The following is a 20,860-nucleotide window of genomic DNA, read 5'->3' on the forward strand; positions in this document are numbered from 1 at the left end:
TACTTTTACTTAAAAAACTCATATAAAATCAAAGAAGTAATGGTCACGAGTAAAACTACCGGTATTTTAGGGATATATTGTTCCGTCTATAGAGCTAACAGCACTTAGTAATATCAAAGTTAAAAAGAAACTACCCTTTTTACCGGTAATTTCTTTTTAGAAATACATTGAATCTAGATTTACCATAATGATGGAGGAACCTATGAAAAACTATAGCTTTGACTACCAAACACAAAAAGAATTTCTTTCATACGTAGGTAAGGATATCAACTTAGCTAACGAAACATTAAAAGATCGTCTTGAAGCAATATTGCTAAGAACCAACCTTAGAAATAAGGACAAAAAAGTTATTATTTCACAACAAGACATTGAAACCTCTCCCATGGATACAGAAATTGAAATAATCGGTAAAAATATTCAGCATTACGTCTTGGAAATTCAAAAGGCCTTGATTCACTTACTCAAGACTGAATCTGAAGCGGTAATTCCGTTATCTAAAACAAATGATGGGAAAACAATCAATTCAAAGTTGGGGTGGGAAGAGTATTATGATTATTACCGAATTCTAGTCGATTATTTTAATAATCAGGAATTCATTGGGAAGAAAAGAATTGAACATAGTAAAAGTTACGATACCACTTTAAAATTTTTAGATATATATAAAGAAACTGCTAATCTACAAATCGACTTAAAAAGGTGTAATATAAATAGGGTTAAACTGGTATCTGTTTATCTAAGTGAATTACAGCAACAGATTTTTGAGCGTATAAAAAAGTCACATATCACTGAGTTAGAGGCTGGATACGCCAGTCCTTTACCAACAAATATTTCAAGCTCAAATACGTTGGATGAGGCCTACGCTCAAATAGTATGGGAAGAAATCTCAAAAACAAGCTACGAGAAATATGTATTAACTGATGAGAAAGAAAAATCAAAGAAACAGTTTCCAGATTCATACCAAATTGAATCTTCAGAAGATATCAGATTCTTTTTCACAAGAAGGAACGCTTTCATTGATAGGCGTGAGAAAAGTTTCGATATCTTATCCAAAGATGGGATTGACGCATTTTTGAAGCATACCGGAGAACAAATAGCAATTAAAGGAGTAAAGTTCAGTGTTACTAATAGTACCTCTAGTTGCATAGAGAACAAGGCTGACGATCTAATAGCCCCTTTCAAAAAAAGAGAACCTTCACTATATGCACAACTAAAGTCAAATCCAACAAACGAAGAACTTTATCCAGAGTTGTTACTTGCTCTTGATAATCTTCTATCTGAACTCTTTCTACCACAAAAGCCTAATGTCATTGATCCTTTATATAGCCTAGAATCATTTCCAATCACCGTTTTAAATAGAATAATAAAAGATCAATCAAAAAATGATGCTCATTCGGCAAAGCTTCTATATATTAATACTTTAATGGATAAAAAAAGAAAACGTGCAGAACTTGAGGAACAACTTGCTTCTATTGATAATGAAATTGCAGATATGGAAAATTCTTCTCCCGAACATTTTTACGAAGAGCTTTATTCAACATGCAAAAATCAAAATTATCTTGAAAAATTACAAATACTAAACATAGAATCTGATAATAATTCCTTTTTTAATGCAATGAAAGCTTTATTCGAATAATACTTTACAAAAATAAAAAATCTGGATAGATACAGTAAAATGTGTCTACCCAAATTTTTTTATTTCCTTCTAATTAACCTTAATATGGCAATATTTCCCGTCACCCTGATCATAAGAAATGACACCTGTTTGCCCAGCCTTTAATCCATCACTAGGAATCACATCAAATCCCCATGGTAATTTGTCAATGTTGTTGATATGAATATCAAAACTGCCATCGCTAGCTACTTCAACAGTGCCCATAATGGTACCACCATCATTGATCGCCAAATGTTTAGCACCACCACCAGCACTGTATACGCCTTTTAATTTGATTTCACCATTATTAGCTTGTGCCGTACCAGTTGAATCAACACCTTCAGTGATAGTTAATTCGGGCAGCGCATTTGCCTTGTAACCTTCTGTTGTGGTGTTAGAAGCAGTCTTCTCAATCTTTTGACCGTTGTCTAATTGCTCTGTCATTTCTTTGATTAACTTTGCCAGTACTTTAGAGCCATTTTCTAAGTCAATCGCTTTTCTAGAATCTTCTCGAACAGATGTGTCTAACCCACTGACGCCTTGTTCTTCGTACTTCTGCAACCATTCAAGTTGTTGAAGCTGTTCTTCGTAATCGGTACCTTTTGCTTTTGCTACTTTCCCTTTTTCGTCTGATCCTGGTAAATCAGCGTAACGGATATTTTCTTTTGCCTCTGTGAATTTTCCATTTTCAGCTAAAGACTCGGCTTGTTTTAACATGGCTAAGTAATCTTTGGTTGCTTGCTGACTATTTTTTTCTTGGTCTTCAATGGCTTGAGAAAATTCTTCGTCGGCTTCTTTCGAGCGTTGACGATATTCCGCCTCGTTTTGTTCTTCATTTTGATTAAAAGAGGCTTCATCCATCACTTTCTTTTGGTGAGCTCGTTCTTCACCATATGTTTTTTCGTATTTATCTGCTGCTTTTTTATTGACCGACGAATTCCCTCCGCTTTGTGACTTGCAGCCGGAAAGAGTAAAAACTAACAGCACTGTTAAAACAAGTACACTATACTTTTTCATCGTCATCATCCTTCTTCAAAGAATCAAAGCTTTTTTCGTTTACCGCTTTTTGAATACTTTTCACATCTGTTTTAAATCCAAAATAATTAGCAGCTCCCAATACTAAGCAAATAATATTACCTATCAGATAAATATACGCACCCGTACCAAAGGAACTTGTTGACGAACCAAAAATACTTATAGCCTCAGCGATTTGTCCTTTTAAAATGAATACAATGACCAATGAAACAATCGGCAGTACAAAATCAATCAGTTTCTTTGATTTACTTAGAACTTCGATTTTTGGCGCAATCAACAATAGGATTGGAATCAGGACTAATAAGAAGCCATACCAAATGCTCGTAAAAATATTATAACCCTTCACTATGTAGCCTCCCGAAAAAGCGCCATTAGCAGCCGAGTAAAAATTACCAATAAATAATCCTACGATCATAAGTACTGCACCTACAATACTCAAGTTACTCAATAATTTTGTTTTTAACTCTTCATTCTTCATTCTTTTTCCCCTTTTCATTTTTAGTTAAATCCAATAGATATGGTAGTGAATGGTCATTTACGTGATTTTCGTCAGTTTTTTCTCTGTTGTCTGCAAGGATTCTCCGAAGATGTCTTTCACTATAGCCATAATAATGAGCTAATTTTCGTAAATTCTTTCCGTTGTATTCATTGTTAAGAACATACGGTAGTGCATCTGGCCGAATCAATCGAACAGGAAAATGAATCTGAGTTCCTTTGAATTCTTGGTAAATCTGGATTGTCGCTTCTGTTCCTATTAGCTGAGCCAATTCTTTATAGATGCTATGCCAAGAGTAAATATCTGGGCCCTCTTTTTTACCAATACAAACTACCTCCTTCGTCGTTAGTACTTTCACTAATAATAATAAAACTTCTAATTTGACTTATCTTGTGACAAAATGAAGGACATTCACCTTAGGAATGTCCTTCACTATTCTAAAATAAAAAGTTTTTCCACATCATCAAGTACCCACTGATCTCTTACTTGAGTTGACAAAGGGTGTGCAGGTTTTCCTGTAGTTCCATTACACAGTAGCTTTGCTTTCTCTTTCTGCGCTGCGGTTAGTAGGGTAAATATTTTTTTCGCTTGTTCCATAGCAAGAGGATTAGTTTCGACAATCGAACCACAAGCAAAAATAATTTGACCGATTCTTTTTTCCTTTAAAATTGTGGAAATCACTTCAAAAGTATTTTCATCTGAACCTTTTAAAAAGGTTGCTTTACTTTTTGCATGGATTGAAGAAAATAAATTGACTAAAACGAATCCTTTGAAACCCAACTTTCGAATGTTTTTTTCGATTAATAGACTGGTTAAATCTTCTGTAAACGCAGAGGTATTCGTCGGACGTATCGTGATAACCAACGCTAACTTTCCGGTTTTATCTTCTTTCAACCCTTCATACCATTGTTTTCTCCAGACATATTTGTGTACGTTATCTTCTGATGTCCACGCTTCAGCATGAATGGTAATGATTTCTTTCTTGATCATTTCATTCTCTCCTTCTTTATATAATTTGTGCGTTAATCAATGTTACTATTAAAGCTGTCAAAATTTTTGCGATGACTTTTAGTTTGAACCATTTCTCTTTTTTCATTTAGATCAACCCTCTCATTTTTTTCTAGTGCCATTAAGATGTCCTGTAAGCATTCAGCAATCGTCTTCCAAACGTCTGGACTAATCATGTGCGTTACCTGTTGAATGCCACTGAAGTACTCCGTCAATTAATAATCCTCTTGCAAGCTCAGTTTCACTATGACTATGATTTATATCCGAAATAAAGAAGACAACGTAGTCTTTTTTAGTTTGCTTGTCCATAAATAGATACATATCTGCTGAAACCATTTTTGAAGAGTCTGATATGAGCTCCTTTAAAATGGTCTGAGTATCCCTATCCAATTCATTTGAAGCCACTGCTACGGTTTCAGACCCCCAGTCTTTTTCAGTTGTGTAAAGTCCTACTTGATCTTTCAGTATCTCTACCGCTTCATTTATCATCTACAAACAATCCTTTCTACAAAAAGAAAACCCTAATGACCAGTTATAGTCATTAGGGTTAATCTTCACTCTTTAAATAACCTTGTTCTTTTAAAGAACTATACTTATCAGTCGAACAACCTATAATTAAATGGTCGACTAAATCAATCTGTAATAGTTTGCATGCTTTCCTAAGATTTTCAGAAAAAGAAATATCAGCATAGCTAGCTGCAGTGTCACCGCTAGGATGGCAGTGTGCAACAATAATACTAGTTGAGTTCGCCAAAATCGCTGGTTTCAAAATGTCTCTAGGTACTGCAATTGCTTGGTTAATCGTACCTATTGAGGTCAGATTCAAAAATGTTGGTTCCTTCTTCGTATTCAATCCAACGACATACAGATGCTCTCGATCCTTCTCTTTCAAATAGGGGGCAAAAAGCTCATAAGCTAGTCGTGTATTTGTAATTCTCCTCGGGCCATATAAAAGTGATGATTCTTTTACTAGTTGTAAGGACACAACATTTACTCGTTTTTGTGGTTCATTTTTCTTCATTAATAAGACCTTCTTTCTGTTAATTTTTTGAAATTTCTTACTCATGTGCTTACTATGTGCAATCAATACTCTTCCGGTAACAACATCGTCTGATGGGTATGATCATCAATCACCCATAGTTTTTTAATTTGGAAATTTGCTAAAGCATCCGTTATTCGACATTCATGATAATCAATAAAGAATGGTTCTTCTTGCCGATGGATAATCGTGATCGTCCCCCTCTGATCATCTCGATTGAACTCGAATATCTGTAGATAATCTAACTGAACAGCCTCTTGTTTCACCTTCTCATCAATTAACTGAAAACAACGTTGCTGCATTTCCTTTGTCACCTGTTCGTTCACTCCTTTGGTGATATAACGATTTTCTTGCGTATCAAACATTGCTTGTTCCTCCCTTTGGACACAAAAATAGCCCAATCACCGTTTAAGATGATTGGACCTCATAGTAATAATATATATTTGATTTTGTAATGTTTCCAAATTATTTTTGGGGCTATATTTATTCCAAGAATTCTCCATTACTTTCAATAACCCTTTTGTACCAATAAAAGGAATCTTTTTTGTATCTATTTAGAGTTCCATTCCCTTCGTCATCTCTATCAACATATATCTGTCCATAACGTTTTTTCATTTCTCCCGTGCCAGCAGCAATAATATCTGTAGTTCCCCACGTTGTGTAGGCCAATAAAGGAATCCCATCTTGTAACACCGCTTTTTTCATTTCAATAATATGTTTTTTCAAATAATCAATTCTATATAGATCATGTATTTCCATATTATTATCTATTTCGTCAATTGCTCCTAATCCATTTTCAACAATCATTAATGGCAACTGGTAACGATCATACAAAATATTCAAAGCATATCTTAAGCCTAGTGGATCTATAGACAAATCCCAATCAGTTTTTGATAAATAAGGATTTTCTGCACCGTCAATTGAACTTCCGACCAGATTCATTTTTACTTCTATACTAGCGGATGAACACATCGTCATGTAATAAGAAAAGGCAATAAAGTCAACTTTTCCGTCAAGTAAAATTTGTTCATCTTCTTCATTCATATCAATTTTAATTCCATTATTCTTCCAGAAGCTTTTGGCTTTTCTATCATAATAGCCTCTGCACATTGTATTCGGAAAATATAGATACCGATCCATATCTTTTTCGCAAGCCATAACATCTTCTGGGTTACATGTATGAGGATATGAAAATATCCCTCCGTACATCATCCCTACCTTAACCCTAGGATAATTGTCATGAGCGTATTTTACGGCCTTAGCACTTGCTAAGAACTGATGATGTGAAGCCTGGTAAGTTTCTTGCATACTCGCCTCTCTAATTCCCAACGAAAAAATGGAACTTAATATAGCACTATTTATTTCATTGAAGGTGAGCCAATACTTAACCTTAGAATTGTACCTATCTAAAATTGTTTTCGCATACTTTTCAAATAGATTAACTAGCTTTCGGCTTTTCCATCCATTATAATTGTCCATCAAATATAACGGCATTTCATAATGACACATTGTAACAATGGGTTCTATTCCATATTTTATTAATTCATCAAATACATTGTCATAAAACTGTAATCCGGCTTCATTCGGAGATTCTTCTAATCCGGTTGGAAAGATCCTTGTCCATGCAATCGACATCCGATAACACTTATATCCCATTTCTGCCATTAATGCTATATCTTCCTTGTATCTATGAAAAAAATCAACGGCTTCATGGTTAGGGTAGTACAAATCATCTTCAATTTTACTAGTATAAACCCTAGCTTTATCTATAGACCCAACAGTAGCGATATCTGCTGTACTTGGCCCCTTGCCGTCCTCGTTCCATCCTCCTTCACACTGGTTAGCAGCAGTAGCTCCTCCCCATAAAAAACCTTTAGGCATCTTCAAATCTATCAACCTTACCTTTCTAATTAAATTATTCATTAACAAATGCATTTTCCCGTCAAGACAACTTTTGAAACAATTTGTATTGCATTCTCCATCGATAAACTCAAAAACGTAAAGATAGCACAAACTATCATTTACAAAAAAGTGCAGTGAATGGATAATTTTGTCCTTCACTACACTCTCTTAAGGACTTATTGAATCCTTGTGTGTTTTATTTTACTTCCAATCCAAATTTGTTCCATTCGATTCGATAACTTGCTTGTACCAAGTGAATGAATCTTTTTTGTATCTATCAAATGTACCTTTTCCAAAATTGTCTAAATCAACATAAATGAAACCGTAACGTTTGTCCATTTCACCAGTTGAAGCTGATACTAAATCGATGCATCCCCAAGGAGTATAACCGATTAGATCTACACCATCTTCACTAATAGCAGCTCCCATTTCTTTAATGTGTTCTTGAATATACGCAATGCGGTAATTATCATGGATACTTCCGTCTTCTTCAATCTTATCCATTGCTCCTAAGCCATTTTCAACGACCATCATAGGTAATTGATATCTGCCATATACTTGATTTAATGTATAACGAAGCCCTTTTGCATCAATTTGCCATCCCCACTCTGAGGTTTCTAAGTATGGATTTTGATTACCTTCTACGATAAAGTTTCCAGTTGCTTCTCCAGCATCTTCTTGTGTTGACATCGTTGCAGTAAAGTAATAACTGAAGGTAAACATATCAATCGTGCCTTGCTTCAGGAATACTAAATCGTCCTCTGTAATATCTAAATTGAACCCATTTCTCTCAAAAAAGTTTAGCGCGAATTGAGGATACTCACCTCTTACTTGTACATCTCCAGCAATCAAATTCACTTCTCGATCAATTCTCTGCGTTTCCAAAACATCATCAGGATGACAAGAAAATGGATAATAGGTGATATATGCAATCATATTTCCCATCACGAAATTTGGATTAATTGCATGACCTAATTTGACAGCTTTAGCGCTGGCAACAAGCATGTAGTGTAATGCTTGATACAACTTTTCTTTTTCGATCTTCATCTCCATGACTACATCTTCATCACCATTTAGCATACCGCCGTTTACATATCCAGCAGATTCTAGACTTACAGCATTGATTTCGTTTAATGTTAGCCAATACTTCACCTTATTTTTGTATCTGTTCATCACAGTTTCAGCAAATCGCGTATAATGATCGATCATCTTACGTGATTCCCAACAATTGATTGTTTCTGACAAATGATACGGATACTCATAGTGTGAGATCGTAACCAGCGGTTCGATTCCGTACTTCAACAATTCATCAAAGACTTCATCGTAAAACTGCAGTCCTTCCTCATTCGGGTGAACATCATCACCATTCGGGAAAATTCTAGTCCAAGCGATCGACATACGAAAAATTTTGAATCCCATTTCCGCAAAAAGCTTGATATCCTCTTTATATCGATGATAAAAGTCAATTCCGTTATGAGAGGGATAATACTCTCCTTCTAAAATGGTCTTCGTTAATTTTTTGGGCGTTGTACGTGAGCCGGCTAAGCACATATCCGCTGTACTTACACCTTTTCCCCCTTCATTCCAACCACCTTCAAACTGATTGGCAGCAGTTGCGCCTCCCCACATAAAATTACTCGGAAACAAGTTTTTGGTCATTATTGATTTTCCCACTTTCTTCTTTAGTTGCAGATTCTTCTTTATATAGAATTAATGTTGAAACAAAAGTAACTACCATAGCAACAACAATACTAATAATCATATAGATTAGGTTCATTGGTTTTTCACCGATTAGTGCTGGTAATCCAAAAACACCACCACTTCCCACGAAGGCATAAACGTATACTTTAAACAAGCCGGCAACAGCTCCGCCACAAAAACCGCCTATCAATACCGCCCATAGAGGTTTCTTTAGTTTTAACGTGACTCCAAAGAGTGCTGGTTCAGTAACGCCTCCCAGAATTGCTGTAATTGCACTTGAAAGTGCATTTGCTTTCAAATTCTGATCCTTGGATCGAAGGGACACCGCTAAACACGCTGCTCCTTGACAGAAGTTCGCTAAGAACGAGGACACGATAACTATTGGGTCATATCCAACAGTAGCCATTGTTTGTACTAAGTACGGCGTCACTGTAGTATGCATACCTGTAAGAACTAGTAATGGCCATAAACAACTTAGAAGCGCTACTCCTAGGAATCCAATCGTATTGTAGATCCATAAAATTCCATCCGTTAAGAACGTTCCTAAGTATGAACCAATCGGAGCCAACAAACACAAAGTAAGCGGAATCATAATCAGTAATGAAAGCAGTGGTTCTAGCAACGACCGAAGTGCGTCTGGTGAATGCTTTCCGAAGAATCTTTGTACCTTAGAAAGAATAAACACAGAAATGATTGAAGGAAATACCATATTGGCATATGAAGCTCCTAAAACAGGAATACTTAAGAATGATACTTTCGTACCCTCAGCTACCATGCCTGTAAAAGTCGGATGTAGTAACATTGCACCCATAAGCATCCCCAACCCAATATTGGCACCGAATTTTTTGGCAGCAGTAGCACCTACTAATATAGGTAAGAAATAAAAGCCTGCATCAGCAGCAAAAGTTAAAACAGATAAAGTAGGCGAAGTTTCAGCCATTACACCCGTAACCTGTAAAATAAGAACTACTACTTTAATCATACCTGCACCAATTAATAATGGTATTAGTGGTGTAACGCAACCTGCGATTCCATCCAATATGTTGTTAAAAGAAAACTTTGTATTTTTATCAAGGTTTTCGTCAATGGGATCTTCTTGCTTAATTCCAAGTTCGGAGGCAATAGCTTTATATGCGTCTCCAACAGTTTGCCCAATGATAATCTGTAATTGTTCACCAGACCACTGTACTCCTACAACAGCAGGCAATTTTTCAATTTCTTCTATATTTACTAAACTACGGTCTTTCAAATTGAATCTCAATCGAGTAACACAATGTGTAAAATAACCAACATTTTCTTTTCCCCCAATATATTGAGGTAGAGACTTAGCTAATTCACTAAACTTATCTTGTTTAGCCATTTCATTCACCTTCTCCTATTAATTTATCTAATAATTAATGCGCGCAAATTAATCAGTAGATGTATAAAATCTCCAAATTGGAGTTTTTATCAGATTTTAAATTGTTTCTCTGAAACATAATCTGTTGATATGAATTATCAAATAGAGCAACTCCTCGTTAGATATAGTCATTCCAATTTCGGAGCTCTCTAAATAACTTTTTACGTTGAGTGAACAATTATATGCTTCGGGATATTGACTTCTAATTGAATCGAACATCTTTGAATTGTCAGAAGAAAATATTTTCCCACTCTCTTGACGTTTTAGTAGATATTGTAAATGCTTAACAAATCGTGAGTAATTGAATGTATCTTTCTCAATAGATAGCTGAAAGTCTTCATTTATAATTTGAGTAATCTTCTCTGTAATAGTATTGATCTTAATATCGGCTTTATCTGGTGAAGCTTTCATTTCAGCATTTATTAGATGCAAAGCTATGTTCGTAGCTTCTTCTTTTGGTAATTTGACAGACAATGACTTCTGTAAAAAGTCGACCGATTGAGTACCAATCTCATATTCATCTTCATATAAGAGCTGTATATCATATGACAAGGGGTTACTAATTCTGATATTTTTCTTTTCTCTTTCTATCGCAAAGTTTATATGATCGGCTAAAGTAAAAGCTGTATTTGGATTATAGTTTTTGCTTAATCTATTTCTAGCTAGATCAACAATTTTAACTGATACATCAAAAATTTCTTCAGGTATTTCGCTTAATTGATTTACTAGGGAAGAATCTACATCATAAAAGGTGCGTTCAATTACATTCAGATCAGTGATTTCATAAGGAACGGCTTTAAACCCGACACCTTTTCCAAATACAATCAATTCATTGTTGTTGTTGTCAATTGCCAAAGCAATATTATTATGGATTTTTTTTATTACTTTCATGATTATTCCCCTCAAATTCTGTTAGCTCAGCGTCATGACAACTGTCTCCGCTTCATTCACCTTTTGATTTGGTGCTATTTCAACTTGAAATTCATTACTATTTGTTACGACCATTGGAGTAGTCGAATTTTTCCCGTTTTCTTTCAAATAGTCATGATCTACCTTTAAAATTGGCGTTCCTCTTTTTATTTTTTGTCCCTCTGATACTAAAGCTTGGAATCCATTTCCATTCAACTCAACAGTATCTAGCCCAACATGAATAAGAATTTCAGCTCCATTTTTTGATTTGATTCCAACAGCATGTAGTGATTTAGGAAGCATAATTACTGTTCCGTCACAAGGAGAAAACAATGTATCACTATCAAACTTAAATGCTACGCCCTCACCCATCATTCCAGATGCAAATACCTTATCCGGTACATCCTTTAAAGAAATCAAATCCCCTGTAACAGGAGTAACTACTTGAATACTTTTTTCTTTCTTTTTAAAAATACTAATCATATTTATCTTTCCTTTCAAAATAAAAAACGGGAAGTCTCACTGTCTAATAGGCAAAAAAGCCTATTAAATAGTGACACCTCCCGTAGAGTAATGACCTATTTGTTGTATCTGTGATTTCATAATAAGATATTATGCGCTTACAGTCAACCCTCAAATAAATAAAAATACGCTTCATTCAAATTGGAATTAGTGATTGCAACGCTAACTGACTTTGTTATACCAATCGTTTAATAACTAAAATTTCGCAAAAAATATCATCACTTATGATATGGCTCCCCCTTATTAATCCTAAACACTCGATAAATCTGCTCCACCAAAATTAAGCGCATCAACTGATGCGGATACGTCATCTTGCCAAAAGAAATTTGGGCATTGCTGCGTTTCAGCACTTCGTCGCTCAGTCCCAGTGATCCGCCGATAACGAAGACGAATTGACTATTGCCTGCGATCTGCAGGCGGTCGAGTTGGGCGGCGAATTCTTCGCTGCTGGGGTTTTGGCCTTGGATGGCTAAGGCGAAGACGTATTCGCCTTCTTTGATTTTGGCGAGGATGCGTTCGCCTTCTTTTTGTTTGACTTGGGTCATTTCGGCTTCGCTTAGTTTTTCTGGTGCTTTCTCGTCGGGGACTTCGATCATGGTGACTTTTGCATATTTTGATAATCGTTTCGTGTATTCGGAAATTCCTTGGATGAGATACTTTTCTTTTAGTTTTCCCACAGTAATGATTTTGATGTTCATACGTATTCACTCTTTTCCACTTTTTTGTCCACAGTAATCACAGGCTTTTCCACAGAAAATCGTGGAAAAAGTGCTGCTTTCTTGGTGTTTTTGATTACAAACATATGTTTTCCCCACAGTTATCCACTTTATCCACAGAATTGTGGATAAAATCAAAAAAGATACCCACACGTTTTCCCCTGAGTTTTCCTTAGGTAATTGTGGAAAAATCCAAAAAAAATAATTGTTTTAAAAAATAATTCCAAACCTTCTTCATAAAAAAATCAAATCGCCATAGTAGACTTACCTTATCGAATAATACTATACTAAATATAACGTATAATTGGATAGAGTTGGAGGAATTTATGATGGATAGAAAAAAGAATACTTCTCCTAAAAAATCAAATCACTTTGGCAGAAGGTTTGTGATTGGGGTCTTGGGAGGTGTTGTTGGTGCGGTCCTCACGATTGGCATTTTTTACATGGTAAGTGGATCGACACTGGCACCAAATCAAAGCAGCAGCGGCTCGCCTAGTGCGGGAAATTCTCAGGTCAGCAATGTAAAGGTCGATGCGAACTCAGATATCACTGAAGCGGTAGACAAGGTACAGCCGGCTGTTGTATCAGTGATTAATCTGCAAAAACAGCAGTCACAGCGTGGTCTGGGCGGCTGGTCTGATATTTTTGGTGATGGAAATGGAGAATCTCAGGAGCAGCCTGAAGGCAACAATGATAGCGGCGATTTGGTCGAAGCTTCTGAAGGGTCAGGCGTGATTTACAAACGTGAAGGCAACACGGCCTATGTAGTGACCAACAACCACGTAGTAGAAGGACAAAATGGACTAGAGGTTCTATTGAAGGACGGAACAAAGGTGACCGCTGAACTAGTAGGAACCGATTCCTATACTGATTTGGCTGTACTGAAGATTGAATCGGACAAGGTAGCTGATATCACTCCCGCAGAATTTGGGGATTCAGATAGCTTGAAAGCAGGCGAACCAGCAATTGCACTTGGCTCACCGCTGGGTTCTCAATATGCGAACTCAGTCACCTCAGGGATCATTTCTTCCTTAGGTCGTCAAGTCGTCAGCCAAACATCAGAAGGTCAAACTGTTAACATCAACGCAATTCAAACCGATGCAGCGATCAATCCAGGAAACTCTGGAGGACCTTTAGTAAATATTGCTGGTCAAGTTGTTGGAATCAACTCCAGCAAAATCGTTCAAACGGAATCCAATGTCAGTGTTGAAGGAATTGGGTTTGCAATCCCAAGCAACGATGTAGTCAATGTGATCAATCAGCTAGAAAAAGACGGCAAAGTGATTCGTCCAGCATTGGGGATCACGATGCGTAATCTGTCTGACCTATCAAGCCAGCAACAGCAAGAAATCTTGAAGGTTCCTGATTCAGTGACACAAGGGGTCGTGATTGCAAGCGTACAATCCGCCACTCCAGCAGATCAAGCAGGACTTGAACGATACGATGTGATCACTGAAATCGACGGCAAGAAAGTCACGACTGGTGTGGAATTGCAATCTGAATTATACAACCATAAAGTCGGCGACACGATCGAGATCACGTATTACCGCGGCGATGACAAACGGACAGCCAAGGTCGAATTGTCATTGGATGCGAATTCGATGCAAAATTCAAATCGTCAAAGCGACGATCAATAAAACAGCATTTCGAAATGAAGCAGATAAAAAGCTGTTCCAAGCTCGTGGTTCGAGTTTGGAACAGCTTTTGTCTACAGTCTGAAAATCGGCTTCGGCCGATTTTTTTGTTTGCTTGACATCGTCGTACTACGCTAGCAGCGAGATCAAAACGAAAGCAGGAAGCTGGAGTTGTCTGAGTATAAGATTCAACAGCAGGCCTGAAAAACGTTTCTGTTCTGCATGGTGAGACACCAACGAGTTGTCCGATGAAAAAGTAGATTGAATTCTTATGCCGCTGGTTTTGCTGCAGATTCCAGATAATGAATGGATTTTGTAGTAATTGTATAAGCGGTTGCGTCCCAGCAATCCTTTATTGATCATGGATTTTGACACCACTTCTTTCGTCCAGCATTTTAAGGTTCACAATGGGTTTGATCATGACTAGTTAAAACAACGGTGATCGTAGCCTTCCATCACGGCGCAGACGTATTCATGAAACAAGCGGCTTCGTTGTTCTTGTGGTCAATCAAGCATAGTAAAAGACCCAGATTCCTTAAAAATCTGGGTCTTTTTTGCGTTTGATTAGTGGTTTGTAAATGATGTAATACCCGACGACTCCGATAAAGACAAATGCGGAGATCAATTGACCAATAAGAGGGGCTGCAGGTCGATAGGTCAGCTTCAACTGATGCTGGCCTTTTTCGGGAATTTCGACAGCTAAAAAGCTGCCAAATACTTTGCGGGTCGGGACTTCTTGTTGATCGATCGTGGCATGCCACGCCTCATCGTAAGGAATCGATAAGAAAAGCGATTGCTCGTCCTTCTTGGTCGTGACGGTTCCGGTCAATCGATCGTCTCGTTTGCCTTGCAGGTTGACCGCTAAGTCCTTTTCATCGGCCAGCAGCTGCTGCAGCGGCTCTTCTTTTAATGTCGCGATTTCGGCATTGGCAAAGTTGAAGTGCCTCTTTCCTTTCAGCTGGATGGTTACCTTGGTTCCTGAATCGAATTTTCCAAGGTTAAATAATTGATTGGTTTGGATCCCCACCGCAGTGGAATGGCGTTTTCCATTGACCATCAGCTGATCGACATTTTTCCAATAGACCTTTGGCAAATACATAAATAATTCACCCGAAGCTGTCGTTTCCACTTCCAATTGATTGGACTGGGATTCAGCTGGCGGCAAGAAATCCGCTTTTTGATAATAGCCGTAAGGATTGCTCTTGATGGTTTGCAGAATATCCTCTTGGTTTTGAATCACTTTTTTAGAGCGCAGCCGTAAGTCTTCTCTTTCCATTAAAAGCCCCATCCCCAAAGCTTCTTGGTTTTCATAGACATACATGTGATCTGTCTTTTTAATGGATTGCTGATTTTCCAAAGGGGTCGACTTAATTGAATATTTGACGTTCAACAACAAATTCAGCACTGGATTTTCGTCGACATAGGTGAAGCGCCGGACATTGCGGGAATAGATCCCTAAATTCACCAGCGTATCCAGCACGTCCTTTTCCAACGTTGACGTGTAACTGGCGATATCTGCAAAATGATACAAGAATGAATCATTGTAGCTGTTGTAGGCGATTGAAAAACCGTCGTTCTTTTGATCCGTGCTTTCATTGATCCGCCACAGGGTATCGTTGGCATTCAGTTGACTGATCAGTTGGTTTTGCTGCTGATAAAATTGAGCAAATTTTTGCTGGCTGCCAAGAGGAATTGCCTTTAACGATTGCTGATAATTAAAGCCCAATTCGGTAAACGTCAAGCAAGCGGTCAAAACCATTAGCCAACGGTAGTTCTTTTTCTGGCTCCAATAAAGCAATCCGGCATACAGCCAAATCAGTCCGAGACTGATTCCTAAATAGGGACTGATTCCAACGATTTCATTGGTTTCAAACAATTCAGACTCAAACGACATACCGATAGCGGCGACTAACAACAGTCCGCTGAAAACACAGGCGGATTTCCCGATCGGACCTAAAAAGGCTTCTTCTTTTTTGCGGTGAAGCCAGGCTTCGTAAGCAAACCGAATCAGCAAAAAGCTGAAAATAAAGACGTTGCGGTAAGGAAATCCGGCCGGACTTTGAAACATATGCCAAACGGTATTGATCAACTGAACGATGAAGGACAAGAACAGCGCCAGCATCAAGCAGAAACTGCCTCTTTTTTCTCTTCGCGGAATCTCTTTTCGGAAAAAGTAGCTGATGAACAGCAGAACCATCAGGATTCCTGAATAAATCGTCGGCAAATGCGACAAACGATGATCAAAATGATACGTTCCGATCCCCAACTCGCCAAACGAAGAGACGCCAAAGCGTGGGTACAGCAAAAAACTGGATGGATCAAAATTGGTCTTGGCCGTCCGCAGCATGCCCAGCAATGACGGGATCAACACAAAGCTGGTGGCGATCCCTGCTAGGAAGGAGACCACAATAAACTTCCGCCATTCCTGCCACAAAACACGCGGCTTCCAGGCGCCCTTTTCCGGATGCGCCAGCCAATAAAGATAGACACTGTAAATGACGGCGTACAAACAAACCATGTACCCGAGATAATAATTGGTCACAATTGTCGCAAACAAGCTGATCCCGTACAGTGAACCAGTCTCTCTTCGCCACAGCTTCTCTAAACCCAATGTGACTAACGGAAGCAAAATCAGCGCATCCAGCCACATGAAATTCAGGCTATAGGCCACCACGAAGCCGCACAGACTGTAGGAAGTCGAGAAAATTAACGAAGCAAAGGTTCGTTTTTGATAATGGCGACTAAGATAGAGATACATCGTACTCCCCATCGTTGCAATCTTTGCAGTAATGATCCAGATCAGAGCGATCGGCAGCTGTTCATCTTGAAAGAATAAACAGATTAGATTGAACGGACTAATCAGGTAATACCCGCTTAATGCAGCAATCGACCCGCCGATTCCATTGGAAAAGGAATACTGGCTGAAGCCTTCGTCGAAAAAGCGTTTGAATAAGCTCATAAACTCCAAATATTGTGTCCCGATATCACTGACCAACAGGTTGTGGTCGCCAAATGGAGCAATCGACAGCGACTGCCAAATGACGATCATGATGCAAAAAGGCACAAGAAAGCTCCCGGCTCCTTGCAGCCATCTTCTTTTCGTCATGTCATCCTCCCTGATGAATTTTTCATTCATTTTCTGAAATTTCTTTAATAGTATTCATCAAGTTTAGCCATTTGCCAAAAATCTGTCAAAAGACTTAAGGCTAATTTTTGCAAATTTATCAAAATCATTGGAATTGTGAAATGCTTCATGAACAGAAAAAAAATCAATCGAGGCATCCATTTCAGAGATGGCCCGATTGATTTTAATTCGTTAGTTTCCAACAGGGAAGGCTTCACCAACCACTGCAGCTTCATCCAATACTAAAATCCCCTTCTTTTCAGGTGCGTTGGGTAAGTGCAGCTCTTTAGCTGAGCAGATCATGCCGTAGCTTTCAACGCCACGCAGCTTGCCTGGCCAGATCATTAGACCGTCTGGCATCATGGCACCTGGTTTGGCAACCACGACCTTTTGACCGGCAGCAATATTGGCTGCTCCGCAAACGATCTGCAGAACTTCTCCGTTGTCGACTTCCGTTTCTGTGATGTGCAGATGATCCGAATCCGGATGATCGACACAGGTTCTCACATAACCGACAACAAATTTAGGGGAATGGTCTGCTACCAGACGTTCTTCAAAGCCGGCATCCCTCAACTGTTGATTCAACACATCGATGTCAGCATCTGACATCTCGATTTGACCGCTGCCGGTAATCGTCAGGATCTCAGAAACATTGAAAAAGTTCCAAGCGACTGTCGTGCCGTCAGGGATATAGATTCTCGCCACGTCTTTTTTCCGTTCGACCTGATTCTCTTGGCCGTTATCATTGGCTGCGATGACTAAAAGTGTATCGCCGACTGTTTGCTTGTTGTACGAAAAAATCATTTGATTGCTTGTCCTCTCTGTTCACTCTCGTTTTATCCTTTGCTATCTTAACAAAAAAGTCCTTAGGCGTCATGAGATTTTTTTCATCTTATTCTTTGCTCGGATGAACAACCAGCACGTCACAAGGCGCCTCACGGATAATATAGCTGGCTACACTGCCGGTCATAAACCGTTCCACCGCATTCAAGCCTGACTGGCCCACCATGATCAGATCAATCTGGTATTTCTCCGGCAAGTTCTTAGCCATCGCTTCCTTGGCAGAGCCATAGGCAACGATTCCCTCGACATCTTCAAATCCATGATCCTTGGCATATTTGCGATAATCAGCGATCAGATTCTTGGCTTCTTCTGTCTGATGATCGATAATATTCTCATTTAACGAAGAATACCCCATGACATTGTACAATTGCTGATCCAATACGTTCGCAACATAGATCTTTCCCTGATTGCGTTTGGCTACGGACAACGCTTTTTTGAATGCTTCCATCGCTTGTTCACTGCCGTCGGTCCCCACTAAGATGCGTTGATACGTTTGTGTGATCATTTTCCCCACTACCCTTCTACTTTTTGTAAAAAGCCACTGATCTCCTCTTTCGATTTGCGGTTTTTATTGACTAAACGGCCGAGCTCTTCTCCGTCGTTGGTTACTACAAAGCTTGGAATCCCAAAAATATTCCATTCTGCTGCTACATCGAGGTATTCGTCCCGATCAACTTGAATAAATTGAAACTGAGGAAATTCTGCCTCGATTTCCGGCATGTAGGGTTTGATAAAATTACAATCTCCACACCAGTCTGCAGTAAAGAAGAAGACGTTCTTGCCTTTTTCTGCATATTCAGCTAATTCATCAATATTTTTTGGAATAATCATTTCGTCACGACCTTTTCTTTTTCTACCTTAATTATACACGTTTGCGGCGATTTTGAGAAAGGAAGACGATGATAGAATTATTGGAACCTTTTTCATGACTTATGGTAAAATAATAAGAGTTAGACGGACTCGTCCTGACGTGAAACATGGCTAATAGTTAACATAGACTTTATGGATTGAATCGACAAGATGTTCTTCTTGAGAAGCAGACTTCGTTTCTCAAGTTACACAAAAAAGGAGGAGAAGCTGTGGGAAGAGCAAAAGAATTTGGGCAAGGACTGGCAGTTGGCGCCTTGATGGGCTTTGCTGGCGGTGTCGTCGGTACTTATTGGTTTCATAAGCAGCAAAACATGTCACCGGATGACATTTTGACGCAGGTAAAAAAGGCCTTTTTAGCTGAAGGGCCGATCGAAGGCTCATGGATCTCATTTGAGACCAAGCCGATGCGCAAATTTGCGATCAAAATGAACGGTGTCGAGGGTGGAATCACCCGCTTAGAAGATGGAAAATTGGTTTCTTACGAATTTCTGGCAGACGCCAAAACCGGTGCTGTCTTAACGATCGATCGGTTGACCGTATAAAAAGAGGGGGTGACATACATAACTGTCACCTCCTCTTTTGTTTATTTTGCTAAGCGATAGATGGCATCTGCATAGATTACTGCAGCGCGCAAAATATCTTCGACTGGCATATACTCATTGGCTTGGTGCATCGTATCTGTGTAGCCTGGGAATTGCGCTCCGAAAGCGACGCCTCGTTCCAGCAAACGACCAAAGGTACCGCCGCCGATGATCAGTTCATCGCCTTTCAAGCCTGTGTGTTCTTCGAAAGCATCCATCAGTGAAACCACCATCGGATCATCCATTGGTACATAATGAGGAGCCATGTTGCGGCCGTCTTGAACGACCTTTGCATCGTCACCAAACAATTGGCTTAGCTTGTCTTGGATCTCTTCTGCCGAAATGCCTTTAGGATAGCGGAAATTCAAGGTGATCGTGTTGTCATCTTCGCCATCGTTAAATTGGAAGACTCCGGCATTCATGGTCAAGTCACCCATTTTTTCATCGTGGAAAGCAACACTTAATTTTTTCCCGTAAACGTCTTCATGGATCTCATTTGCAGCATATTTGATGAAGGCTCGGGCACCGCCGTCGAATTCGTAGCTTTCTAAAAAGACGGCCAAGAAGGTTCCGGCATTGATTCCTGATTGCGGGCTGGCACCATGCGCCGCTTTGCCGACCAACTCAAAGGTTGCTTGCCTGCCGTCAACGCTTGCTGAACCGCTGATTGGATTGTTCTCAACGTAATCGGCAAAATCGTCGGCCATCACTTTTGCCGCTGCTTCATCCGCAACTGTCACGACGGCCTTCGCATTGCCAGGCACCATGTTGACTCTCAAGCCTGCTTCAAAGCTTTTTAGTACGTAGTCCACGCCGTTGGTCCCGGCAAACCGAGGAACCATTGTAACGTTGCCTTTTTCTCCATTGATCATCGGAAATTCAGCATCGGGTGAAAAGCCGAAATCGGGTTTTTCTTCATGCTCGAAATAATAATCCATATCGCCCCAGCCGCTCTCTTCGTCCGTTCCGATCACAAAACGGATTTTTTTCGACACCGGCAAGCCTAATTCTTTAATGATTTTCATGCCATAATATGCAGCCACAGTAGGTCCTTTGTCGTCGCTTGAACCGCGGGCGTATAATTTTCCATCCTTGATAACTGGATCGTACGGGTTTGTATCCCAGCCTTCGCCAGCCGGAACAACGTCCAAGTGTCCGAAGATCCCCAATGTTTCATCGCCTTCCCCAAAATCAATGTGTCCAGCATAATTATCGACATTTTTCGTTGCGAATCCATCACGTTCAGCCAAGGCCAGCATTTTTTCCAAAGCTTCTTTCGGTCCTGGACCAAACGGGGCTTCCTTGGTTGCTTTGCTGTCGTCTCGTTCACTGTTGATCTTCAACAAGCTGTTCAGATCTGCCAGTAAATCGTCTTTTCGTGCATCGACTTCTTTTTTCCAATCGATTGTCATGAAACATTCCTCCTAGGT

22 protein-coding genes are annotated in these 20,860 nt (G+C 39.2%); 3 read left to right on the forward strand and 19 right to left on the reverse strand.

Annotation, left to right across the window (positions count from 1 at the left end; all coding sequences use genetic code 11):
- The first annotated feature begins 202 nt into the window (after positions 1-202).
- Positions 203-1,633 carry a hypothetical protein gene (locus NRIC_RS08100; RefSeq protein ID WP_146622199.1) on the forward strand — a complete coding sequence of 477 codons (1,431 nt, stop codon included), beginning with the start codon at positions 203-205 and terminating at the stop codon, positions 1,631-1,633.
- Positions 1,634-1,702: 69 nt separating this feature from the next.
- Here NRIC_RS08100 and NRIC_RS08105 read toward each other — a convergent pair whose 3' ends face one another.
- The 13 genes from NRIC_RS08105 to rlmH form a co-directional block, all read right to left on the reverse strand.
- Positions 1,703-2,668, reverse strand: coding sequence for an SPFH domain-containing protein (locus tag NRIC_RS08105; protein WP_146622200.1), 966 nt, complete (start codon positions 2,666-2,668; stop codon positions 1,703-1,705).
- Positions 2,655-3,164 (reverse strand): hypothetical protein, encoded by a 510-nt coding sequence (locus NRIC_RS08110; protein ID WP_070509375.1) that lies wholly within the window; start codon positions 3,162-3,164, stop codon positions 2,655-2,657. The genes NRIC_RS08105 and NRIC_RS08110 overlap by 14 nt, the downstream gene beginning before the upstream one ends.
- Positions 3,154-3,540: a Mor transcription activator family protein gene (locus tag NRIC_RS08115; RefSeq protein ID WP_227873767.1), complete on the reverse strand. Its 387-nt coding sequence runs from the start codon at positions 3,538-3,540 to the stop codon at positions 3,154-3,156. The genes NRIC_RS08110 and NRIC_RS08115 overlap by 11 nt, the downstream gene beginning before the upstream one ends.
- 74 nt (positions 3,541-3,614) lie before the next feature.
- Positions 3,615-4,172: a DUF1643 domain-containing protein gene (locus NRIC_RS08120; protein WP_146622201.1), complete on the reverse strand. Its 558-nt coding sequence runs from the start codon at positions 4,170-4,172 to the stop codon at positions 3,615-3,617.
- A 186-nt stretch (positions 4,173-4,358) separates the two neighbouring features.
- Positions 4,359-4,679 carry a 4'-phosphopantetheinyl transferase gene (locus tag NRIC_RS08125; protein ID WP_146622202.1) on the reverse strand — a complete coding sequence of 107 codons (321 nt, stop codon included), beginning with the start codon at positions 4,677-4,679 and terminating at the stop codon, positions 4,359-4,361.
- Between the two features lie 58 nt (positions 4,680-4,737).
- A complete protein-coding gene (locus NRIC_RS08130; protein WP_146622203.1) occupies positions 4,738-5,211 on the reverse strand; it encodes a JAB domain-containing protein in 474 nt (157 codons plus the stop codon).
- A 62-nt stretch (positions 5,212-5,273) separates the two neighbouring features.
- Positions 5,274-5,594, reverse strand: coding sequence for a DUF960 family protein (locus tag NRIC_RS08135; protein ID WP_146622204.1), 321 nt, complete (start codon positions 5,592-5,594; stop codon positions 5,274-5,276).
- A gap of 118 nt (positions 5,595-5,712) precedes the next feature.
- Positions 5,713-7,290 carry a glycoside hydrolase family 1 protein gene (locus tag NRIC_RS08140; RefSeq protein WP_373862073.1) on the reverse strand — a complete coding sequence of 526 codons (1,578 nt, stop codon included), beginning with the start codon at positions 7,288-7,290 and terminating at the stop codon, positions 5,713-5,715.
- A 42-nt stretch (positions 7,291-7,332) separates the two neighbouring features.
- A complete protein-coding gene (locus NRIC_RS08145) occupies positions 7,333-8,790 on the reverse strand; it encodes a 6-phospho-beta-glucosidase (RefSeq protein WP_146622205.1) in 1,458 nt (485 codons plus the stop codon).
- Positions 8,765-10,192 (reverse strand): PTS transporter subunit EIIC, encoded by a 1,428-nt coding sequence (locus NRIC_RS08150; RefSeq protein WP_146622206.1) that lies wholly within the window; start codon positions 10,190-10,192, stop codon positions 8,765-8,767. The genes NRIC_RS08145 and NRIC_RS08150 overlap by 26 nt, the downstream gene beginning before the upstream one ends.
- A 96-nt stretch (positions 10,193-10,288) precedes the next feature.
- Positions 10,289-11,122 carry a PRD domain-containing protein gene (locus tag NRIC_RS08155; protein WP_146622207.1) on the reverse strand — a complete coding sequence of 278 codons (834 nt, stop codon included), beginning with the start codon at positions 11,120-11,122 and terminating at the stop codon, positions 10,289-10,291.
- A 21-nt stretch (positions 11,123-11,143) separates the two neighbouring features.
- Positions 11,144-11,623: a PTS sugar transporter subunit IIA gene (locus NRIC_RS08160; RefSeq protein WP_146622208.1), complete on the reverse strand. Its 480-nt coding sequence runs from the start codon at positions 11,621-11,623 to the stop codon at positions 11,144-11,146.
- Positions 11,624-11,880: 257 nt separating this feature from the next.
- On the reverse strand, positions 11,881-12,360 hold the full coding sequence (gene rlmH / locus NRIC_RS08165; protein ID WP_146622209.1) for a 23S rRNA (pseudouridine(1915)-N(3))-methyltransferase RlmH: 480 nt from the start codon (positions 12,358-12,360) through the stop codon (positions 11,881-11,883).
- Between the two features lie 347 nt (positions 12,361-12,707).
- Here rlmH and NRIC_RS08170 point away from each other — a divergent pair, with 347 nt between their 5' ends.
- On the forward strand, positions 12,708-14,015 hold the full coding sequence (locus NRIC_RS08170; RefSeq protein WP_146622344.1) for a S1C family serine protease: 1,308 nt from the start codon (positions 12,708-12,710) through the stop codon (positions 14,013-14,015).
- 126 nt (positions 14,016-14,141) lie between these two features.
- On the opposite strand, the gene NRIC_RS08175 is transcribed toward NRIC_RS08170, so the two are convergent.
- The 5 genes from NRIC_RS08175 to NRIC_RS08195 all read right to left on the reverse strand — a co-directional run bounded on the left by NRIC_RS08175 (position 14,142) and on the right by NRIC_RS08195 (position 18,810).
- Positions 14,142-14,375, reverse strand: a complete 234-nt coding sequence (locus NRIC_RS08175; RefSeq protein ID WP_146622210.1) for a hypothetical protein — start codon at positions 14,373-14,375, stop codon at positions 14,142-14,144.
- A gap of 172 nt (positions 14,376-14,547) precedes the next feature.
- Positions 14,548-17,118: a YfhO family protein gene (locus NRIC_RS08180; protein ID WP_175580026.1), complete on the reverse strand. Its 2,571-nt coding sequence runs from the start codon at positions 17,116-17,118 to the stop codon at positions 14,548-14,550.
- A gap of 210 nt (positions 17,119-17,328) precedes the next feature.
- Positions 17,329-17,940 (reverse strand): YtpR family tRNA-binding protein, encoded by a 612-nt coding sequence (gene ytpR / locus NRIC_RS08185; protein ID WP_146622212.1) that lies wholly within the window; start codon positions 17,938-17,940, stop codon positions 17,329-17,331.
- 88 nt (positions 17,941-18,028) lie between these two features.
- Positions 18,029-18,484, reverse strand: coding sequence for a universal stress protein (locus tag NRIC_RS08190; RefSeq protein ID WP_146622345.1), 456 nt, complete (start codon positions 18,482-18,484; stop codon positions 18,029-18,031).
- A gap of 8 nt (positions 18,485-18,492) precedes the next feature.
- Positions 18,493-18,810: a thioredoxin family protein gene (locus NRIC_RS08195; protein ID WP_146622213.1), complete on the reverse strand. Its 318-nt coding sequence runs from the start codon at positions 18,808-18,810 to the stop codon at positions 18,493-18,495.
- 296 nt (positions 18,811-19,106) lie between these two features.
- Between NRIC_RS08195 and NRIC_RS08200 the strand changes: the two genes are divergently transcribed.
- The gene (locus NRIC_RS08200) at positions 19,107-19,391 is read left to right on the forward strand and encodes a hypothetical protein (RefSeq protein ID WP_146622346.1); all 285 of its coding nucleotides are present in this window, start codon (positions 19,107-19,109) and stop codon (positions 19,389-19,391) included.
- A gap of 41 nt (positions 19,392-19,432) precedes the next feature.
- On the opposite strand, the gene pepV is transcribed toward NRIC_RS08200, so the two are convergent.
- Positions 19,433-20,842, reverse strand: coding sequence for a dipeptidase PepV (gene pepV, locus NRIC_RS08205; RefSeq protein WP_146622214.1), 1,410 nt, complete (start codon positions 20,840-20,842; stop codon positions 19,433-19,435).
- Between the last annotated feature and the right edge of the window lie 18 nt (positions 20,843-20,860).

Origin of the sequence: Enterococcus florum (assembly GCF_004309355.1) — a bacterium.
In the GTDB taxonomy this organism is placed as follows: Bacteria; Bacillota; Bacilli; order Lactobacillales; family Enterococcaceae; genus Enterococcus_A; species Enterococcus_A florum.

Coding starts and splice junctions, on each gene's coding strand:
- NRIC_RS08175 (WP_146622210.1), bottom strand. CDS start 14,375: ATGATCAATAAAGGATTGCTGGGACGCAACCGCTTATACAATTACTAC.
- NRIC_RS08130 (WP_146622203.1), bottom strand. CDS start 5,211: ATGAAGAAAAATGAACCACAAAAACGAGTAAATGTTGTGTCCTTACAA.
- NRIC_RS08120 (WP_146622201.1), bottom strand. CDS start 4,172: ATGATCAAGAAAGAAATCATTACCATTCATGCTGAAGCGTGGACATCA.
- pepV (WP_146622214.1), bottom strand. CDS start 20,842: ATGACAATCGATTGGAAAAAAGAAGTCGATGCACGAAAAGACGATTTA.
- rlmH (WP_146622209.1), bottom strand. CDS start 12,360: ATGAACATCAAAATCATTACTGTGGGAAAACTAAAAGAAAAGTATCTC.
- NRIC_RS08180 (WP_175580026.1), bottom strand. CDS start 17,118: ATGACGAAAAGAAGATGGCTGCAAGGAGCCGGGAGCTTTCTTGTGCCT.
- NRIC_RS08200 (WP_146622346.1), top strand. CDS start 19,107: ATGGGCTTTGCTGGCGGTGTCGTCGGTACTTATTGGTTTCATAAGCAG.
- NRIC_RS08100 (WP_146622199.1), top strand. CDS start 203: ATGAAAAACTATAGCTTTGACTACCAAACACAAAAAGAATTTCTTTCA.
- NRIC_RS08150 (WP_146622206.1), bottom strand. CDS start 10,192: ATGGCTAAACAAGATAAGTTTAGTGAATTAGCTAAGTCTCTACCTCAA.
- ytpR (WP_146622212.1), bottom strand. CDS start 17,940: ATGATTTTTTCGTACAACAAGCAAACAGTCGGCGATACACTTTTAGTC.
- NRIC_RS08190 (WP_146622345.1), bottom strand. CDS start 18,484: ATGATCACACAAACGTATCAACGCATCTTAGTGGGGACCGACGGCAGT.
- NRIC_RS08125 (WP_146622202.1), bottom strand. CDS start 4,679: ATGATAAATGAAGCGGTAGAGATACTGAAAGATCAAGTAGGACTTTAC.
- NRIC_RS08135 (WP_146622204.1), bottom strand. CDS start 5,594: ATGTTTGATACGCAAGAAAATCGTTATATCACCAAAGGAGTGAACGAA.
- NRIC_RS08195 (WP_146622213.1), bottom strand. CDS start 18,810: ATGATTATTCCAAAAAATATTGATGAATTAGCTGAATATGCAGAAAAA.
- NRIC_RS08155 (WP_146622207.1), bottom strand. CDS start 11,122: ATGAAAGTAATAAAAAAAATCCATAATAATATTGCTTTGGCAATTGAC.
- NRIC_RS08170 (WP_146622344.1), top strand. CDS start 12,708: ATGGATAGAAAAAAGAATACTTCTCCTAAAAAATCAAATCACTTTGGC.
- NRIC_RS08145 (WP_146622205.1), bottom strand. CDS start 8,790: ATGACCAAAAACTTGTTTCCGAGTAATTTTATGTGGGGAGGCGCAACT.
- NRIC_RS08110 (WP_070509375.1), bottom strand. CDS start 3,164: ATGAAGAATGAAGAGTTAAAAACAAAATTATTGAGTAACTTGAGTATT.
- NRIC_RS08160 (WP_146622208.1), bottom strand. CDS start 11,623: ATGATTAGTATTTTTAAAAAGAAAGAAAAAAGTATTCAAGTAGTTACT.
- NRIC_RS08105 (WP_146622200.1), bottom strand. CDS start 2,668: ATGAAAAAGTATAGTGTACTTGTTTTAACAGTGCTGTTAGTTTTTACT.